Annotated in this window: 19 protein-coding genes; 16 read left to right on the top strand and 3 right to left on the bottom strand. The window is 36.9% G+C overall.

Going from position 1 to position 18,518, the window contains the following annotated elements; genetic code table 11:
- Nucleotide 1 precedes the first annotated feature (1 nt).
- The 4 genes from AAIB49_RS00170 to AAIB49_RS00155 all read left to right on the top strand — a co-directional run bounded on the left by AAIB49_RS00170 (nt 2) and on the right by AAIB49_RS00155 (nt 7,260).
- Entirely contained in the window at nt 2-1,531 is a 1,530-nt protein-coding gene (locus tag AAIB49_RS00170) for an acyl-CoA carboxylase subunit beta (RefSeq protein WP_343456881.1), read from the top strand.
- A gap of 254 nt (nt 1,532-1,785) precedes the next feature.
- Nucleotides 1,786-2,247, top strand: a complete 462-nt coding sequence (locus AAIB49_RS00165; RefSeq protein ID WP_339215120.1) for a CBS domain-containing protein — start codon at nt 1,786-1,788, stop codon at nt 2,245-2,247.
- A gap of 517 nt (nt 2,248-2,764) precedes the next feature.
- Nucleotides 2,765-6,382 carry a dynamin family protein gene (locus tag AAIB49_RS00160; protein ID WP_343456880.1) on the top strand — a complete coding sequence of 1,206 codons (3,618 nt, stop codon included), beginning with the start codon at nt 2,765-2,767 and terminating at the stop codon, nt 6,380-6,382.
- Between the two features lie 14 nt (nt 6,383-6,396).
- Entirely contained in the window at nt 6,397-7,260 is an 864-nt protein-coding gene (locus AAIB49_RS00155) for a 5'-3' exonuclease (protein ID WP_339215117.1), read from the top strand.
- 52 nt (nt 7,261-7,312) lie between these two features.
- Here AAIB49_RS00155 and AAIB49_RS00150 read toward each other — a convergent pair whose 3' ends face one another.
- Nucleotides 7,313-7,483: a hypothetical protein gene (locus tag AAIB49_RS00150; protein ID WP_339215116.1), complete on the bottom strand. Its 171-nt coding sequence runs from the start codon at nt 7,481-7,483 to the stop codon at nt 7,313-7,315.
- A gap of 197 nt (nt 7,484-7,680) precedes the next feature.
- Here AAIB49_RS00150 and AAIB49_RS00145 point away from each other — a divergent pair, with 197 nt between their 5' ends.
- From AAIB49_RS00145 to AAIB49_RS00130, 3 genes are all read left to right on the top strand, one after another.
- On the top strand, nt 7,681-8,343 hold the full coding sequence (locus AAIB49_RS00145) for a CPBP family intramembrane glutamic endopeptidase (protein ID WP_339215114.1): 663 nt from the start codon (nt 7,681-7,683) through the stop codon (nt 8,341-8,343).
- Nucleotides 8,344-8,593: 250 nt separating this feature from the next.
- On the top strand, nt 8,594-9,061 hold the full coding sequence (locus AAIB49_RS00135) for a CAP domain-containing protein (RefSeq protein WP_481857820.1): 468 nt from the start codon (nt 8,594-8,596) through the stop codon (nt 9,059-9,061).
- A gap of 51 nt (nt 9,062-9,112) precedes the next feature.
- On the top strand, nt 9,113-9,787 hold the full coding sequence (locus AAIB49_RS00130; protein WP_339215109.1) for a DNA alkylation repair protein: 675 nt from the start codon (nt 9,113-9,115) through the stop codon (nt 9,785-9,787).
- 12 nt (nt 9,788-9,799) lie between these two features.
- Here the strand turns inward: AAIB49_RS00130 and AAIB49_RS00125 are convergent, their stop codons facing one another.
- A complete protein-coding gene (locus tag AAIB49_RS00125) occupies nt 9,800-10,282 on the bottom strand; it encodes a ribonuclease H-like YkuK family protein (protein ID WP_445254553.1) in 483 nt (160 codons plus the stop codon).
- A 260-nt stretch (nt 10,283-10,542) separates the two neighbouring features.
- On the opposite strand from AAIB49_RS00125, the gene AAIB49_RS00120 reads away from it, so the two are divergent.
- The 9 genes from AAIB49_RS00120 (at nt 10,543) to AAIB49_RS00080 (ending at nt 18,051) form a co-directional block, all read left to right on the top strand.
- Nucleotides 10,543-11,262, top strand: a complete 720-nt coding sequence (locus AAIB49_RS00120; protein WP_339215106.1) for a GntR family transcriptional regulator — start codon at nt 10,543-10,545, stop codon at nt 11,260-11,262.
- Between the two features lie 222 nt (nt 11,263-11,484).
- Nucleotides 11,485-11,907, top strand: coding sequence for a phosphonate C-P lyase system protein PhnG (phnG, locus tag AAIB49_RS00115; protein ID WP_339215104.1), 423 nt, complete (start codon nt 11,485-11,487; stop codon nt 11,905-11,907).
- Between the two features lie 30 nt (nt 11,908-11,937).
- On the top strand, nt 11,938-12,534 hold the full coding sequence (phnH, locus tag AAIB49_RS00110; RefSeq protein WP_343456879.1) for a phosphonate C-P lyase system protein PhnH: 597 nt from the start codon (nt 11,938-11,940) through the stop codon (nt 12,532-12,534).
- Nucleotides 12,535-12,536: 2 nt separating this feature from the next.
- Nucleotides 12,537-13,646, top strand: a complete 1,110-nt coding sequence (locus tag AAIB49_RS00105) for a carbon-phosphorus lyase complex subunit PhnI (protein WP_343456878.1) — start codon at nt 12,537-12,539, stop codon at nt 13,644-13,646.
- On the top strand, nt 13,636-14,502 hold the full coding sequence (locus AAIB49_RS00100; RefSeq protein ID WP_343456877.1) for an alpha-D-ribose 1-methylphosphonate 5-phosphate C-P-lyase PhnJ: 867 nt from the start codon (nt 13,636-13,638) through the stop codon (nt 14,500-14,502). The genes AAIB49_RS00105 and AAIB49_RS00100 overlap by 11 nt, the downstream gene beginning before the upstream one ends.
- Nucleotides 14,492-15,334, top strand: a complete 843-nt coding sequence (locus AAIB49_RS00095; RefSeq protein WP_339215096.1) for an ATP-binding cassette domain-containing protein — start codon at nt 14,492-14,494, stop codon at nt 15,332-15,334. Before AAIB49_RS00100 ends, AAIB49_RS00095 begins: the two co-directional genes overlap by 11 nt.
- Before the next feature lie 12 nt (nt 15,335-15,346).
- Nucleotides 15,347-16,522: a phosphonate metabolism protein PhnM gene (gene phnM, locus AAIB49_RS00090; protein ID WP_343456876.1), complete on the top strand. Its 1,176-nt coding sequence runs from the start codon at nt 15,347-15,349 to the stop codon at nt 16,520-16,522.
- 19 nt (nt 16,523-16,541) lie between these two features.
- Nucleotides 16,542-17,261 (top strand): phosphonate C-P lyase system protein PhnL, encoded by a 720-nt coding sequence (locus AAIB49_RS00085; protein ID WP_339215093.1) that lies wholly within the window; start codon nt 16,542-16,544, stop codon nt 17,259-17,261.
- The gene (locus AAIB49_RS00080) at nt 17,251-18,051 is read left to right on the top strand and encodes a PHP domain-containing protein (protein ID WP_343456874.1); all 801 of its coding nucleotides are present in this window, start codon (nt 17,251-17,253) and stop codon (nt 18,049-18,051) included. Before AAIB49_RS00085 ends, AAIB49_RS00080 begins: the two co-directional genes overlap by 11 nt.
- Before the next feature lie 103 nt (nt 18,052-18,154).
- Here the strand turns inward: AAIB49_RS00080 and AAIB49_RS00075 are convergent, their stop codons facing one another.
- A complete protein-coding gene (locus AAIB49_RS00075; protein WP_343456873.1) occupies nt 18,155-18,394 on the bottom strand; it encodes a Parvovirus coat protein VP1-like protein in 240 nt (79 codons plus the stop codon).
- Nucleotides 18,395-18,518 lie beyond the last annotated feature (124 nt).

Below are 18,518 nucleotides of genomic sequence, written 5' to 3'. Positions count from 1 at the left end.
CATGTCATATTTGGAAGAGCTACGTAACAGAGTTCAACAGATTGAAAAAGGTGGAAATGAAAAATACCACAAGCAAAACGAAGAAAAAGGAAAATTATTTGTTCGTAATCGCTTGGAATTACTATTAGATGAGGGAATAGATATAGAAGATGCATTTTTTGCTAATTGTATAGATGATAGTTTACCATCAGACGGTGTTGTCACCGGAATAGGGAAGATTAATGGGCAAGATGTGTGCGTTATGGCAAATGATTCAACTGTGAAAGCCGGTTCCTGGGGTAAGCGCACCGTAGAGAAAATACTACGCATTCAAGAGACAGCATTAACACTAGAATTACCAATTATTTATTTGGTGGATTCTGCGGGTGCAAGAATAACGGATCAAATCGAAATGTTTCCTGGTCGAAGAGGGGCTGGTAGAATATTTCATAACCAGATAAAGTTATCTGGTCGTGTTCCACAAGTTTGTTTATTATTCGGTCCATCTGCAGCAGGAGGCGCCTATATCCCTGCATTCTGTGACATCGTTGTCATGGTGGACGGTAATGCTTCTATGTATCTAGGCTCACCAAGAATGGCAGAAAAGGTTATTGGTGAGAAGGTAACTTTAGAAGAAATGGGCGGAGCAAAGATGCATTGTTCCGTATCTGGAGTTGGTGATGTCCTAGTAAAAACAGAACCAGATGCTATAACGTATGTACGAAAGTATTTGACATACTTCCCTAAGAATTTTAGATATAAACCAGAAGCATATGAACCGATTGCTACCAAACAATTTGAAAAAACAATTGAAGAGATTATTCCCGAGAATCAAAATGCACCATTTAACATGCATGATCTTATTAATCGAATTATTGATGAAGATAGCTTCTGTGAAATTAAAAAGAAATTTGCACCAGAATTAATTACAGGGCTATCCAGAATCAATGGAAAATCGGTAGGAATTATTGCGAATCAACCCAAAATGAAGGGGGGAGTACTGTTCCCTGATTCTGCTGATAAAGCAGCCAAGTTCATCCAGCTTTGTGATGCATTTAATATTCCGTTGTTATTCCTGATGGATGTCCCAGGTTTTATGATTGGTACGAAAGTGGAACGTGCAGGGATTATCCGTCACGGGGCAAAAATGCTAGCGGCAATGAGTGAAGCGACTGTACCTAAAATTTCGGTAATTGTGCGTAAAGCCTATGGTGCAGGTTTATATGCGATGGCTGGCCCTGCATTTGAACCGGATTGCTGTATTGCGCTGCCGACTGCTCAAATTGCAGTTATGGGTCCAGAGGCTGCTGTAAATGCCGTATATGCCAATAAAATAGCAGCGTTACCAGAAGAAGAAAGAGCTGCATTCATTAAACAGAAACAAGATGAATATCGAGATGATATTGATATTTATCGACTAGCCAGTGAAATGGTAATTGATGCGATTATTGAGCCGAATAATTTAAGAGAAGAATTAATGAAACGCTTCCGTATATACGAAGCAAAAAATGTAGTTTTTACAGAAAGAAAACACGGTGTTTACCCAGTATAAATAGGTTAGATGACTCAGATAAGCTTAGGCTTATTTGGGTCATTTTTTTTAGGTGTTTGCCTAACAAAATGACTGTATTGACATATCCTATAATAGGCAATGCTATATCACCTTAATTAACAATATTATTATTATGTAAACTGATAATAGTTTCCCATTTCGTGTTAATCTTGTTATTTAAGGTAATAATATTGGATAGATGGACTAATCGTGCATGAACTATATTCTAAATTCTAACGTAAGATGGTGACAAAATGTTAATAAAAGAGTTCATGATATCGGACGTTATCAGTGTAAAAGAAGATACTACTTTGAAGGCCCTATTAAAACTATTCGTTTCGCATAAAATTGGTGGGGTACCGGTTGTAAATGAGGATAATGTTCTAGTTGGTGTTATAAGCGATGGCGATGTCATTCGCTATTTGAAGCCGAATAGCAGAACGATTTTTGATATGTTTGCAGTTGTTATGGTAAATGAGCAGGAAAAACTAACCGATAAACTACAATACGCGTTAACAAAGCCAGTATCCAGTTTGATGAAGACGAGGGATATCAAAACACTAAGACCAAACCATGACATAGATGATGCACTTCGTATGTTTTCACATTATCGATTCAAAAAAATCCCAGTCATTGATTCCTCAAAGAAAGTCGTTGGAGTAGTCAGTAGAGGGGACTTACTTCGACATATTACCAATGAGCTTATTCAGGGGTAAGTGGAGGCTTAGATATAACGAAAAGAACTAAATGTAAAACCGAATGATACACGATACTAGCTCCAGAAATATACGTAGACGAAAGCGGGGGAGGATAGGTCAAGGTTGAGACCCCTAAAGAAGTAGCACGAGGAGGCCCACCAGCCGCCTGGCGGTAAAGAAGACACTGCGAGATTCTCTCGAGCAGATGTCGGACTTATACTGTGATAAAGTGTAAAGAAGACACTGCGATGGTTTTTCGAGCAGATGTCGCCCCTGTGCTAGAAGCAACCTCAAGTATATTTCCGGAGCGGGATCTTTGTGTATCACTCGGTTTTTCCTTTACGATCAATTCTTTTGTCCCGTTTTCTGTTCTGCTTTATAACGTTTAATTGTTTCTCCTAATCATATAGATTCATTGTCACTATCTACATAACAATAAATATGTGTTATGATAAAAGGTCTCCAAAGGTGTAGTAATCCGATACGAGATTAAGCTATAATAAGGATACAAGAAGAAATAAAGGGGTTTAGTTTCGTGAAGGCTACTCAACAACATACATCTGTATTGAATTATGATAATTTACTAGGCATCTATCATGTGATGAGGGAACATGGTGATCAGGTTAATGCCGATAAAATAGTCGATCTTTACAAGAAAAAACAAAAGAATGAATTTATCATTAGTTTTGCTGGTCATTTTTCCGCCGGTAAATCCTCTATGATTAATGCGCTTATTGGAACTGAATTATTACCAAAAAGTCCCATTCCGACTAGTGCTAATATAGTGAAGCTTTCTTCTGGAAGTGGGGTAGCACGTGTTTTCTTCCATCAAGAAGCACCGATTGAATACGAAGAGCCGTATGACTTAGATATGATTAAGGAGTATTGTAAAGATAAAGATTCCATCGAAAGAATAGAGATTAGTTCTAGTCAGCCAATCATCCCAGAAAATTGTTCCATTATTGATACGCCAGGAATTGATGCGGCAGATGATACTGACCGAATTATTACGGAATCCTCTTTGCATCTCGTTGACGTGTTGTTTTATGTGATGGATTATAATCACGTACAATCTGAAGTGAATTTAATGTTCTTGAAGACTATTCAAGCTATGAATATTCCTTTCTATATTATTATCAATCAGATTGATAAGCATAATGAACAAGAACTAACTTTTGCATCCTTTGAGAATAGTGTCAAACAAACGTTTGACCAATGGGGCTTATCTCCACAAGAAGTATATTTCTCTTCCCTGTTCAAGAAAGAGATGGCAATAAATCAATTTGATCAAATTAAAGCAAAAGTAAACGAATTATTTTTAGAGGAAAGCGTTCAACGCATTGATTCTTCCGTACGAACTATTATTGAAGCACATAAGCAGTTTTTAAAAGAGAAATTAGAGGAGTCTGTTGCCGAGCTTTCTAGTAAGGGCGGGACAGATAAGGATTTTATCTATCAAGTTGAGAATCTACAAAGCTCAATTGAAACGATTAAACAAAAGCCGATAAATTTAGAAAAGGATTTTATCGAAGCTTTGGATCAAACATTAAAAAATGCTTACCTCATGCCTGCAACCGTACGTGACAAAGCATTACATTTTCTAGAATCCCAACAAAAGGACTTTAAGGTTGGTTTTCTTGGTGCCAAGAAAAAGACAGAGGAAGAAAGAGAGAGAAGGTTAACGGAGTTTCTTACTGCTGTAACAGAAAGCATGAAGGCTAGTATTGAATGGAAATTACGTGAAAAATTCACAGCACTACTAAAAACATATGCAGTTGTAAACCAAGATCTAAATACAGATCTACAACAATTAACAGTAAACATCAGTCCCGATGACTTATATGCCCATGTAAAGAAAGGGGCAACCGTCAATGGCGATTATGTACTGAATTACGCCAATGATCTTGGCCATTCAATAAAAACAAAATACCGCAATGCTAGTCGTAAGCTTCTACGTAGAATTATTGCGGTGATGGAAAATGACGGGCATCAGACCATTGCCCAATATGAAGAACAATTACGAGAACACAAAGAGCTAATGAAAGTTCATGAAGAGCTTGCGTCATGGAAGGAAGCATATCATAAACAATTAACTCGAATTGAAAATCAGTTGCATTCTCCTGAGTATTCCAATGAAACGGAATCTATGTTAAATAAACAATTAGAAAGCACCGTATTTTTAAAAGGAGAAACTGTATCAGCGCTTGCTTCTCATACAGAACCGCAACGAGAGGAAGTAAGACCTTCTGTTATAACAGATGAAGATGACGTTCCACATGTACAAAAGGTGATTCAAGCAATTGATAAAACCGCTCAATTAGTAGAAGAATTACCCGGATTTGAGTCCATTACAAGAGAATTAAAGATAAGAAAAGAGCGATTGGAAAATCGTGACATGACGATTGCATTATTTGGCGCGTTTAGTGCCGGTAAATCTTCGTTTGCTAATGCATTGATTGGAGAAGGCGTATTACCTTCATCACCAAATCCTACTACTGCGGTCATTAATCGGATTACCCCGGTTACAGACGAATATCAGCATGGATCGGTAGTTATTCAATTAAAGAGTGAACATACCCTTTCTATGGATTTAGCAAATATTCTAAAGCATTTTTCACCGCCAACAACAGCGGATATAAGCACTTATGTGGGATGGATTAAACAACATCAGATTCAATATCATGAAGACTTAAGTCAGATGTATCAGAGCTATTTACAAGCATTTATTAAAGGATATGACGCACATAAAGATATAATTGGCAAGACTATAACCATTCAGTTAGATGAATTTGCAGCGTATGCAACAGATGAATCGAAAGCATGTTTTGTAGAGACAATTGATTTATATTATGATTGTTCGATAACCCAAAAAGGTATTACATTAGTAGATACACCTGGTGCTGACTCGGTGAATGCTAGACATACGAATGTAGCTTTTGATTATATTAAAACAGCGGATGCGATTCTCTATGTCACGTATTATAACCATGCTATTACGAAGGCAGACAAAGATTTTGTCATGCAGCTTGGGCGTGTTAAAGAGTCATTCCAATTAGACAAAATGTTCTTCATCATCAATGCAGCAGACTTAGCATCTGATCAAACAGAATTACAGCTTGTCACCAATTATGTGAAGGAGCAGTTAACGAAATTAGGTATTCGTAATCCAAGACTATATCCAGTCTCTAGTAAAAAATCACTGGAAGAAAAATTAGTTAAAGCTCCAATAAATAGGCAACTCCGTATGTTCGAAGAGGATTTCTATCATTTCCTTGAGAATGAATTATCTCATTTAGCAATCAAATCTAGCATACATGAGTTGCATAGAACAAGACAGCTACTACACCATTTCAAACAAAAGGCAAATTTAAACAAACAAGAAAAGGAAAAATATAAACAGGAACTACTCGATAAACAGGAAATGCTCTCTAAGGAAGTTCTTACTGTTGATGGAATGGTCTATCAGGAAAGAATCAATCAAAAAATAGCCAAACAACTGCATTATGTTATGGAACGAATTGGAATTCGTTTTCATGATATGTTTAAGGATAAGTTTAACCCTACTACAGTGACAGAATCTGGTCGTAAGGCCGTACATCAATTACAAAAAAACACGATTGATTTGCTAGACTACGCCGGATATGAAACATTACAGGAAGCAAGAGCTGTTTCACTTCGTATGGAGGCTTTTATGAAGGAACAGCAAATAGATTTGATTGACAATTTCAAGCATACGCTAACAAAGCTAGATGAGAATTTTGGCTTACCAGCTTTCGATACAGTTAATTTAGATACGCCAGAATTCACTCAGCCGCTTCAAGACATGAACTTAAGTGCATTTCAAAAATCCTATGCTCTGTTCAAAAGTACAAAGTCTTTCTTTGAAAAGAATGAAAAAGAAAAAATGAAGGAATCCATCTATGAGATTTTGCAACCAGAAATTCAAAGCTATTTAATGCAAACAGAAGAAATCATGAAAGAGGCATATGGGAAGCAATGGCAGACGATTGTTACTACGATAACAGAAGAATTTAATAGTGAAATTAACCAATATGTTCAAAGTAGCATGGCAATTCTAGATGATGTGATTGATATCAATCTTTTAACCAGTAAAGAAGAGCATTTAGCTGTACTACTAGAAAGTATAAATTAAAGGACGTGTAAACCATGCAGCAAAATATATTATTAGTAGATGGAATGGCCTTGCTATTTAGAGGTTTTTTTGCAACATCTATTCGAGGAAACTTTATGAAAAATGAAAACGGGGTTCCTACCAATGGTGTCTATCAATTTGTTAGATATTTATTAGATGCCGTCAATACGTTTCAACCGACACATGTTATTTGCTGTTGGGATATGGGTAGTAAGACCTTCCGAACTTCGATGTATGAGGATTATAAAGGGAATCGCTCTGAACCACCAGAAGAGCTTATTCCACAATTTGATTTAGTGAAGGAAGTTGTTGCTGCATTTGATATGCCAAATATTGGGATTGAAAATTTTGAGGCAGATGATTGTATCGGCACACTTGCGAAGCAGTTTTCTAACGAACATCAAGTATTGATTCTAACTGGTGATCAAGATATTTTACAATTAGTAGAGCCTGGCATAAGTGTTGCGATTATGAGAAAAGGGCAAGGAAATTATGAAGTATTTAATGAGGAGAATTTCTTGGAGAAGAAGGGTCTTGCACCACGTCAAATTATTGATTTAAAAGGATTGATGGGGGACACATCTGATAATTATCCTGGAGTAAAAGGTATTGGTGAAAAGACTGCCTTAAAGCTTCTTCAAGAAAATGAGTCTATTGATCAATTGCTCGAGAATATTGACCAGCTTCCAAAGGGAGTACAAACCAAGATACGATCTAATTTAGATATGCTTCATTTATCCAGAAGTCTGGCTGAAATTCGTTGTGACGTACCAGTTACGGTTCCTTTAGAACAAGCTACCTGGAATTATAATCGGGAGAACGTTGTGAAAAGATTAGAAGAGCTTCAAGTAAAAAGTGTAATAAAGCTCTTATCATAAAGTCGAAACCAAAACCTGTATTGAAAAATACAGGTTTTTGCCTTGAAGACTACTAACGATTGTTGTTATTGTTATTATTGTTGTTGTTATTGTTGCGGTTGTTGTTATTGCGATTGTTATTGTTGTTGTTATCTAAATTATCATTTAGAAACTCATTCGCAAATTCAACATTATCATTGTTGTTATTGTTGTTGTTATTGCGATTCTTATTGTTTTTCGCCATTTTTTCTGACCCTCCTATCATGTTTTTGTGAAATAATCATTGTTATTTCACCTTACAAAATGTATGTTACCCCGAAAATCTTTTTTAATTCATTATTTTTTAACATAATTATCCTGTTTTTTTTACTTTGACCATTTCTTCCTTAATATGTCATAATCGAGAAGAAACGTGCAAAATTTATAAAATTAGGGGAACTTATGGAGAAAAAACATTACTACTTAATTGGCAGTACTTTATTTACATGTATCCTGCTTGCATTCATTGAGCATGGATTCGAGATGAATTATCTAATTAAATCGGGATTAAAAATACTGTTATTTTTTCTAACAGTAGGGTCTTTTGCTTGGCTGTTTAAGAATTATCAGTTTAAAAATCCAGTGCGCATGGAAAAGATATCAGTCAGAGAATGGAAGCGAATTGTAATTCTTGGCTTTTCCTCTGCTGGAATTGTATTACTTGCTTATCTTTTATTTTCACCACTTATTGATCTTCATACCATTAAAAATGATTTAACAGAGAGATTAGGAATTACAACAACGACTTATATTATAGTTGGTATTTATATTACTTTCGCAAATTCATTTTTAGAGGAATATTTTTTTAGAGGATTTATCTTTTTTAATTTACCGAAAAAAGTTGGCTACATCTATAGTCCGTTACTTTTTGCTAGTTATCATATTCCGATGATTATGCTATGGTTTAGTCCGCTGATTATAGCACTTTGTTTTATAGGACTATGGACGATTGGATTTATATTTCATAAGGTGAATGAACGAAATCAAACGATTTGGGCTTCATGGATGATTCATATTTGTGCGGATATAATGATAATCCTGATTGGTTTAACCATGTTTTTCTAAGATAGAATGTACCAAGAATAACCAGGCATTAAGAAGCAGGTGTAGAGGAAAATAGAAGCAGGGGATTGCTAAATTACGTACTTGAGGTGACTTTATTATGTTAAAGCGAACCATTCCCTTGATTCTTGCGATTTTGATTACATTTCCTATAGGAGTCAGTGCTGAGGTTAAAATGTTTAAAGAGGCTCCATTTGATTTTTAGAAAGTCTCTAAGGGAGATACCTTTTGGTTTATAGCCAAAAGGTATGGGTTGGATTATAGAGAACTAATGCGGTTAAATCCAGATGTCGTACCAACCAACATGCAAATTGGATCTGTCATTCGACTAAGGGCTACTGCACCAAGTCCTGCTACTTTTGAGGAGCAGGTGGTCCAACTAGTAAATCAGGAAAGAGCTAAAGCTGGATTATCTCCGTTGAAACACCGTGCAGATATTAAAGCTGTGTCAGAGAAAAAAGCTGAAGATATGATTAATTCCAACTATATCTCCCACACAAGCCCAAATTATGGCTCGCCATTTGATATGTTGAAAACATTTGGTGTTTTGTATCGAACTGCAGGTGAAAATATTGCGAAAGGCCAAGATTCCCCACAAGCAGTAATGAATGCATGGATGAATTCGCCAGGACACCGAGATAACATCTTAAATCCGAATTTTGATTCCATTGGTGTGGGGTATTACCAAGGTGCTTGGGTACAACTGTTTACCGGATCTTAGTTTGGGTAAGGTCTAATGTAGGCTTACGTCTTATTAGACCTTACTATTTTAATGAGGGGGAGATTAAGATTGCTAGAGCGGTTAATCACTGAACTTGAACGAAATCGTAATCATGAGAACGCTTATCAAATGGAAAAGTACATGAAGAATCGTTTTCCTTTCCTCGGTATTAAAACCCCGGAAAGAAGAAATATATCCAATCGATTTTTTAAACAAACCGGTATAACGAAAGAACCGTTTAATGTAAAATTTGTACAAGCTTTATGGGAACAGAAGGAAAGAGAGTATCAGAATATTGCATTGGATTATATCGAAACGATGCTTCCTAAGCTGGGAAAAGAGCATCTTGAATTATTGGAGAAGCTGCTTACAACAAAATCCTGGTGGGATACAGTAGATATGTTGGCACAAAAGCCAATTGGCAAAATAGCACTGGAATCTCCAGAGGTGATCCCAGAAAGAATAACAGAATGGGCTCATCATGAAAATATGTGGCTTAGAAGAACTGCTATCTTATTTCAGCTGAAGTATAAGGATAGGACAAATGAAGAATTGCTATATACGTACATAAAAATGAATGCTTCAAGTACAGAGTTTTTTATACAGAAGGCAATTGGCTGGGCTTTACGAGAATATTCCAAAACCAACCCTATATCTGTAAGAATGTTTATCCAGGAAAATGATTTAGCAAAATTAAGCATACGCGAAGGAAGTAAATACATCTAGGCGAGAGACGTGCTATTTAGTAAATCGATTAGCATAGGAACTCGCTACAAAGGATTCAGGCTTAATCTTTGGTTCTATCCCTAAAGATTCCATCCGTCCAACCATTTCATTTACAAACATTCTTGTTTTATTTTGACTATTGGCGCCTATGTCAATATGCCCTTCAATCGTAAAGGAAGATCCTTTATATATATTGGGTAAGACAATATTAATCAATTGATCTTTTTTATCTTCCGTGAACATGGATACGACTTCCTCTGTCAAGGTTGTTTCATAGGAAATTCGTTCATGTAGATTGGTCATTTTTCTTGGTACGACAACTTTTCGAATACATGCCCATGCACCCTTTGATTCACAATGAATAACAATTCCAGTTATAAATCGAGTGTAGGTTGGGTGTATTTGGGAATCGGTACCAAATATTAAACGATATCTACCGGTTGGATCTTTTTTCATAAATCGAACGATATGCTGGAAAACTTCCTGAAAGGTCATATGTTTATGTGTTAAATTTTGAAAGCTGAAATCTAATAATCTTAGATTAGCCACGATAGAACCTCCTATGTTTGGGACTTCTTACTACTTAGTGTAGCGAAAGTATGTAGGACTATTCTTGAGCTAATGTAAATTTTTTTTGAAAATCTTAACAAAATTAAATTTGTTATTACCATTAGTTAATGCAATACGCTTATAATATGTTATAAGCTAAAAGCACAAATGCGTTACACATAATGGAAAGAGGGGAATCGGTTGCGATGGGTATCCATAAAGAAGCTGTAATTATCGATGACTTAATCCAACAAATTATAGAAAAGAAGCTCCTACCGGGGTCTAAGTTACCTTCTGAGAATGAGCTTGCTGAAAAATATGATGTACCTAGAATAACGGTTAGAAATGCCTTGATTAAATTAGAAGAGCGCTCTTATATTTATTCTGTACAAGGGAAAGGGAGGTATTTAAAAGACAAATCCATACCTATCCAACTTTCGCTTACAGGAAAAACGAGTTTTACTGAAAAAATGAAAGCGATGGGTCATGATTTAAAGACCGTTACGATATCATGTAAAAAAATTCTTTTCGAATCGAAAATATATGATATTTTACAAGCCAAAGAAACGGATACAGTTTATCAAATTGGAAGGTTACGTATCATAAACGGCGTCCCAATGGCTATCCATTATTCCTATGTAAGTGAGCATCGTTTTCCAACGATCAAACAAGATGGTCCAACGATTCATTCTATGTTTGACTACTATCGTCAACAAGGGACGGAACGATTTTCTAGTAGAAAAACCTATCTTAGTATTACGTTTCCCACTCTAAAGGAACAACATTTATTATCTTGTAATAGTATGGTTCCACTGATTATTCTAGAGACGGATTGTGTAGACCAAGACTCCGATAGCATTTTAGAATATACGAAAATACTATATCGTAGTGATCAATTTAAATATGATATCACAACCGACCCATGAACAACATATATCATTAAGTATGTGATTTTACATTCGTAGATAGGGAATTTAAAAAATCTCCCCATCGCATGATAAAAACTAGCACATTCGCTTATTTTCTAGCAGATGTGCTAGTTTTTTATATTTCTTTTGTTAATTGAATTTACAAATACTTCAACATTTCTTAACACATGGTAACTTGGCAACAAGTTACCATGGACGTAGAAGAAAGGAGAGGGCTAAATGAATCGACGAAGAAGAACCGAAATACTAATTCAAGGGAGACCAGAATTAGCAAAAGAATTAGCAGAAACAATTATGCTGCAATATCCATATCGGGAAGTAATTTCTCCTAGATATGGACTGACGATGATAAAAATGAGAGAAACCGCTAAAAGTTCGCTATTCTATCTTGGCGAGGTAGTCATAACCGAAGCGAAAATGGAAATAAAAGGTCATATTGGGATCGGGATTGTAACTGGGATGAAAGAGGAGCTGGCAAAACACTTAGCCATCATCGATGCAGCTTATAAAGCGAATCTGAAAGAGACCATAGAATGGGAAGAGCCCTTATTAAAAGAGGAAAAAGCGCTCTTAGAATCAAAAATTAAAAAACAAGCTGAACTACTAGCGACTAAAGTCCAGTTTGATACGATGCAAGTATAGTCAGCCTCATCTATATAAAGGAGTTTTGTAATGATGATGAATATTGTACATGACACACAAGCTGTATTCCGTAATTTACTTCATAGTATGTCGCGACCTGGTGAAATTTCGAAATTAAACGAGACTTCTATTAACCTCTCTAGTAGGACATGTCACCAAGCAACTATGTTAACAATGCTAACTCTATTTGATGCAGAAATCGGCTTTCATATCTTGACTAATGACCAGCAGAATGAGCTTCAAAAACAAATTATGGATTACACATCTGCCAAAATCGTACCGATGGAAGAAGCTGATTTTGTGATTGTTTTACAAGGTACAGATGACAGTACCATTGTACAGGCAATGGAAAAATGTAAGATAGGTAATCTAATCGATCCACAATATTCGGCAACATGGATACTGGAGTGTGAATCGATTAAAACAGGAAGGAGTTTGCGTTTAAGCGGACCAGGTATTAACCAGCAAACTACTATTCAGGTAAATCTATCGAACGGAATCCTCGCTAAACGAAATGAGCTAGTGAAAGAGTATCCGTTAGGTATAGATATGATTGTCACGGATGCAAGCTTACAGGTTGTTTGTATACCACGTACAACTACTATCGAACCGCTAGGAGGTGCTTAGGAATGGGCTATGTAGCAGTAAAAGGTGGAACTGATGCAATTGAAGCATCGTTGAAACGATTACGGTATGAGCGATTAAAGGGACAAGAGGTATTAGAGATACATACCATCCTAACTACAATGCGGTCATTAATTGATCAGGTGATGTCGGAAGCTAGTCTATATGAACCAACGTTAGCAGCACTAGCCATTAAACAAGCTGAAGGGAGTATGGAGGAGGCTGTATTTCTACTTCGAGCCCACCGCTCTACATTACCAAGACTATACTATAGTGAAACAGTAGAATCAGAGAGTATGTTTGTCGAACGCAGGATTTCTGCTAGCTTTAAGGATATTCCGGGGGGCCAGATATTAGGGGCCACAAATGATTATAGCCACCGTTTGCTAGATTATACGTTATTAAATGAGACAAAAGAAGAAATGAAGCAATGGTTAGCGGCTTATGAAGCGGAGCTATCCAAGGAACATCCTCATAATGAGTTAATCTATTTTCCTAAAGTAGTGGAGTATTTACGTAAAGAGGGATTGTTTACGAGTTATGTGGAAAATAATGAACCACCTGACGATATTACGAAAAAAAGTCTACAATTTCCTGCCACTCGAAGTCAACGATTACAAACGTTAACCCGCGGTCAAACAGGTACCGTTACGTCATTGGGCTATGCATCGTTACGGGGCTATGGACAGGTCCATCCAACAGTCGGAGAGGTTCGCGTTGGGATGGCACCGATCTATATTGCACCAGCTACAGAAACAAGAAACGAGGAGGAAAATTATTACATTGGTGAAGTGAAACTAACAGAAGTGGAGTCCTTTGTTCCTGTTAAGAAGAATATGCAGCAAAGGGAAGAACTAGAATTTGAGATTGGCTATGGGATTTGTTTTGGTCAGAATGAAACGAAAGCAATAGCTATGAGCATTCTCGATCAATGCTTGGAACATCCGGAAGCTGATTTTCCAACCCATGACGAGGAATTTGTTTTATTACATATTGATTCCGTAGAGTCGACTGGTTTTATATCTCATTTGAAACTACCGCATTATGTCACATTCCAATCCAAACTTGATAGTGTGAGAACCGTGAAACAAGGAGGACAAAAACATGAAGACTAGCCCTCATTTTGCTTTTTTGGATGAAGGATCTAAAAAAGAAATTCGCCGTAGCATTCTGAAAGCTGTAGCGATACCTGGATATCAAGTACCGTTTGCATCAAGGGAGATGCCGATAGCTCGCGGCTGGGGTACGGGTGGTCTCCAGATTACATTATCCGTTATCGGGAAGATGGATGTATTAAAAGTCATTGACCAAGGTGCAGATGAATCGGTGAATGCGGTTAATATTAAGAAGCTTGTCCATGAAACGACAGGTGTAGTGATAACCGAGCAAACAAGGGAGGCAACATTAATTCAATCAAGACATCGAATTCCTGAAATTCCGCTAACGAGTGATCAAATCCTTGTGCTACAAGTGCCTGAACCGGAACCACTTCGGGCATATGAAGCAAAAAATACGATAACGAAACTACTCCATTCAGAAGAAGAATATAGTGGTGCCTGGCTTATGCTATTTGAGCAAATCATGAAGCATGGTACAACGTCCACCGGAGCAGATCACCCTGTCTATGTGAATGGTCGCTACGTAATGGCACCTAGTCCGATTCCACGTTTCGATAATGAAAAGCTAAATCAATCCGAGGCACTTATTCTATTTGGAGCGGGGAGAGAAAAGAAAATCTATGCAATTCCACCTTATACCGATGTCGTTTCTTTAGCATTTGATGACCACCCTTTCAGAACAGAAGACTTTACAGATAAGTCATGTCATCTATGCGGAACAAGTGGTGTATTTCTGGATGAGTTAATTGATCACCATACAGGTGAGCGGGTGTTTCAATGTAATGATACTAGTTTCTGTATAGAACAATTGAATAAAAAGGAAAGAGAAGAGGTGGGGACTAGTGAAGGATGAACAAGCCTTATTATCTGTTCGAAATTTAAATCAGCAATTTGGACCGGGGTGTAATAGCTGTAAAAACCCAGATAATAGAGCTTTAACCAATAATTATTGTGAAGTATGTGGAACGGTTTATGCTTGTCGGAATATCTCACTTGATTTATTTGCTGGTGAAATACTTGGTGTAGTTGGGGAAAGCGGAAGTGGAAAATCTAGCTTAATGAAATGTCTTTATTTTGACTCAGAAGTAACTAGTGGGGAAGTGTATCTCGATGATGAGGAATTTCTCGGAGAAAACTTATTTGAATTGTCATCGCAAAAGAAGCGATATATTCGAAATTACAAATATGGAATGGTCTATCAAAATCCTGTACATGGGTTAAAAATGAATTTTTCTTCTATCGGCAATATCGCAGAAAAATTAATTGCTGCTGGAAATCGCCATGTTGGTAATATGGAAGAAATCGGAAAACGACTGCTTGACATTGTGCAAATTCCTGTCTTTCGAATGAAGGAGGAGCCGCGGAATTTTTCGGGTGGTATGCAGCAGCGAGTTCAAATTGCAAAGGCTCTCTCGAATAACCCACCTGTTTTATTTTTAGATGAAGTAACAACTGGATTAGATCTTTCTGTACAGGCAGATGTATTAGACCTAATTAAACGGATACAACGTGAATTTGGGATTAGTATGATTGTTGTATCACATGATTTAGCTGTCATTCGAATGCTGGCCGACCGTACCATTGTCATGTTAAATGGTGAGATTGTGGAGCAAGGATTAACAGATCAAATTTTAGAGGATCCGACTGATAAATATACGCAACAATTAGTTTATTCGTTGTTATAGGAGGTACGTACTTTGATTATTATCCATAACGGAAAAATTGTCATGGAAACAGGAATTATAGAAGGGCATGCTGTCGTGATTAAAGGTGATCGCATTCAGGATATTATTTTAGAGAGCGATATGGAGTATGGTTCAGATAAGCAGTTTATCGATGCAAAGGGAGGCTATATTTCCCCTGGTTTTATAGACATCCATTCTGATTACATTGAGACGATTGTCTCGCCAAGACCTACAAGTATTATGGACGTAAATATGAGTCTTAGAGAAGCGGAGAAGAACTTAATCAGTCATGGAATTACTACCATTTTTCATTCGTTATCATTTTACCTAGAAGATATCTTCTCCCATAAACCAATGCGCTATCCTGAAAATGTCCAGCGACTGGTGGATGCTATTGATCGAACAGCAAGTCAGCCCCATTTAATTCGTCATCGTCTGCATGCTAGATTTGAGATAGATAATATCGATGGTGTGGAAAGTTTAATCCAGAATATAAAACAAGGCAAGGTTCATCTTTTATCCTTTATGGATCATACACCTGGTCAAGGCCAATATCGTGATTTAGAAGTCTTCCGCCATACGCTTAAAGGCTATCGTAACGTATCCGATGATGAGGTAGATGTTATTATTGCAGAACGAAAAAGCAGAGCGTCTTTAAGTTTACGTGAAATATCAGAAATAGCAAGGATAGCAATAGACAAAGGGATTGCCATTGCTTCCCATGATGATGACCATATAGATAAGCTAGAATTAGTACAATCCTTCGGGACGACTATAAGTGAATTCCCTATTACCTTGGAAGTGGCTAAGAAAGCAAAAGAATTAGGGTTACGAACATTAGTTGGTGCTCCTAATGTATTGCTAGGTGGATCTCATTCGGGAAATCTTTCTGCTATTGAAGCGATCCAGCATCAGTTTGCCGACATTCTTTGCAGTGATTATTATCCATCTGCATTACTACATGCTATTTTTGAATTACACGAAAAACATAATAACAAGCTACACGATATGTTTAACATGGTTACGATTAATCCTGCTAAGGCTGTTCATATGGACCGGGAGATAGGTTCGATTCACCCTGGTAAAAAGGCAGATTTACTTATCATTGAACGAATGGAAGATGGTTATCCGATGTTAACGATGACGATGGTAAATGGTCAAGTCATCACAACAACCAATTATAGATAGGATGATAGGAGGGAAGATCATGGCCATGTTAGAAGTTCATAATCTGGGAAAGAATTTTATTAATCATTATCTCGGAACGACAAGGCAAGCTATAAATGGGATTAGCTTTCAACTAGAGAAGGGGCAGTTTATTGGCATTGTTGGAAAAAGTGGTAGTGGTAAATCTACCATATTAAAAAGCATTTATCGTACATACATTTCTAATCAAGGGAATATATTATTTGAGTCTGAGCGATTTGGACGACTTGATTTAACGAAAGCAACAGAAAGGCAAGTAATTTATTTACGAAAACATGAGATTGGCTATGTTTCTCAATTTTTAAATGTCATGCCAAGAAGAACGTGCAGACAATTAGTAGAACAAGCAGTTTTGGAAATGGGGGAATCTGATTTCCGTGCAAAGCGCCAAGCGGAGGCAGCACTCGAACATTTCGAGCTGGACCCGAGTCTATGGGACACATTTCCGAATACATTTTCTGGTGGTGAGAAGTTACGATTAAACATAGCAATGGCAACAGTTAAAAAACCGAGACTATTGTTGTTAGATGAACCAACTGCTAGCTTAGACTATCAATCGAAAGAAAAGGTTAGAGAAGTTATCGTGAAATTAAAAGCGAGTGGGACGACATTAGTAGGAATTTTTCACGATATTGAATTCATGGATAATCTCTGTGATCAAATTTTTAACATGAGTAAGAAACCAACTATCATAAAAGCAGGTGTTCGTAATGAAAGCTGATCTCCATGTACATAGTCATTATTCTGATGGGGCTGATTCCATAGAAACGATTATGACGAAGGCTAAGCAAAATGGTGTAACCCACATTAGTCTTGTAGATCATGACACAGTTGACGGACAAGATATAATCCGTCAAGTTGGTCGAGCATATAATATTACGACCATCCCTGGAATTGAAATATTCGCCTTTGATTATAAAAGAAAACGTAAGGTTCATATACTCGGTTACCATTATAGACCTGATGCATCCCATATCCTTAAGGTTTGTAACCCTATATTGGAAAGAAGAAATGAGTTATCGCTATGGCAAATCCAACAATTAAGAAAACTTGGTTATGAAATAGAGTCGGATATTATAAAGGAAAAAGCGTTACCAAGTCAGGCAATTTATAAACAACATGTGATGGATTATTTAATAAAAGACCCTTATTCCTCAACAACGTATAAAGAACTATATCAAAAGCTATTTAAAAATCTTATTGCTGAAGATATTGAGTATGTTAATGTATTCGCTGCAGTGAAGGCAATTGTAAAAGATGGTGGATTGGCAGTTGTTGCACATCCTGGACAACTAGATTCCTATGATTTGGTTCCTGAGCTAGTAGAGGTCGGACTAGGTGGCATTGAACGGAACCATATTGATCATACAGAACAAGATCACCAAAAAGTGGAAGCACTAGCAAAATCGTACAACCTAGTTATGACGGGTGGGTCAGATTATCACGGGCGCTTTGGTATGCCCATTCAAATAGGTGATATCACGAGTCCATTAAACCCGCTATTAAGTTAGCAATCTATAAATAAAAAATTAAATAATAGAAAAATAAGACAATCGAATGGATTTGTGATTGTCTTATTTAGTCTTGATGGGCTAAGTTAGTGTTTGTATTTGTTTAGAACCCCAATTTAAACGAAATAACCCGATACATTAATCGCGCATCTCTACCTAATTTATCTCGTCTAGTCATATATGGTGCAAGTTGTCGTAAAAATTGTTCATCACAAACTCTTCTTGGTAGACCACTCCGGTAGCATTGATCATGCTGCAGACAGAAGTAGTCAAGCTGATTGGTAGGTGCACCTGGACCACTACATCCTGGCCCGCAATAACGGTAGCCTGGTAAACAGATCATCCTGATTCCCTCCATTCTTTATTAGTGCCATATATGTCATAATGTATGCTAGGAATAGAACGTGATACTAGGCGTTAATATTAAATAGGCAGTTTTTTGTTAAAACAAGTATTCTAGACTTGTC

This window comes from Ornithinibacillus proteolyticus (genome assembly GCF_039581225.1).
Classification (GTDB): domain Bacteria; phylum Bacillota; class Bacilli; order Bacillales; family Amphibacillaceae; genus Ornithinibacillus; species Ornithinibacillus massiliensis.
The sequence above is the reverse complement of the archived record's forward strand: the minus strand, read 5'-3'. Positions and strand labels throughout refer to the sequence as shown.

What these genes read in the sequence shown, in the direction of transcription:
- AAIB49_RS00170 (WP_343456881.1), top strand. Translation starts at nt 2, where the DNA reads ATGTCATATTTGGAAGAGCTACGTAACAGAGTTCAACAGATTGAAAAA.
- AAIB49_RS00165 (WP_339215120.1), top strand. Translation starts at nt 1,786, where the DNA reads ATGTTAATAAAAGAGTTCATGATATCGGACGTTATCAGTGTAAAAGAA.
- AAIB49_RS00155 (WP_339215117.1), top strand. Translation starts at nt 6,397, where the DNA reads ATGCAGCAAAATATATTATTAGTAGATGGAATGGCCTTGCTATTTAGA.
- AAIB49_RS00150 (WP_339215116.1), bottom strand. Translation starts at nt 7,483, where the DNA reads ATGGCGAAAAACAATAAGAATCGCAATAACAACAACAATAACAACAAT.
- AAIB49_RS00145 (WP_339215114.1), top strand. Translation starts at nt 7,681, where the DNA reads ATGGAGAAAAAACATTACTACTTAATTGGCAGTACTTTATTTACATGT.
- AAIB49_RS00130 (WP_339215109.1), top strand. Translation starts at nt 9,113, where the DNA reads ATGAGGGGGAGATTAAGATTGCTAGAGCGGTTAATCACTGAACTTGAA.
- AAIB49_RS00125 (WP_445254553.1), bottom strand. Translation starts at nt 10,282, where the DNA reads ATGACCTTTCAGGAAGTTTTCCAGCATATCGTTCGATTTATGAAAAAA.
- AAIB49_RS00120 (WP_339215106.1), top strand. Translation starts at nt 10,543, where the DNA reads ATGGGTATCCATAAAGAAGCTGTAATTATCGATGACTTAATCCAACAA.
- phnG (WP_339215104.1), top strand. Translation starts at nt 11,485, where the DNA reads ATGAATCGACGAAGAAGAACCGAAATACTAATTCAAGGGAGACCAGAA.
- phnH (WP_343456879.1), top strand. Translation starts at nt 11,938, where the DNA reads ATGATGATGAATATTGTACATGACACACAAGCTGTATTCCGTAATTTA.
- AAIB49_RS00105 (WP_343456878.1), top strand. Translation starts at nt 12,537, where the DNA reads ATGGGCTATGTAGCAGTAAAAGGTGGAACTGATGCAATTGAAGCATCG.
- AAIB49_RS00100 (WP_343456877.1), top strand. Translation starts at nt 13,636, where the DNA reads ATGAAGACTAGCCCTCATTTTGCTTTTTTGGATGAAGGATCTAAAAAA.
- AAIB49_RS00085 (WP_339215093.1), top strand. Translation starts at nt 16,542, where the DNA reads ATGGCCATGTTAGAAGTTCATAATCTGGGAAAGAATTTTATTAATCAT.
- AAIB49_RS00080 (WP_343456874.1), top strand. Translation starts at nt 17,251, where the DNA reads ATGAAAGCTGATCTCCATGTACATAGTCATTATTCTGATGGGGCTGAT.
- AAIB49_RS00075 (WP_343456873.1), bottom strand. Translation starts at nt 18,394, where the DNA reads ATGATCTGTTTACCAGGCTACCGTTATTGCGGGCCAGGATGTAGTGGT.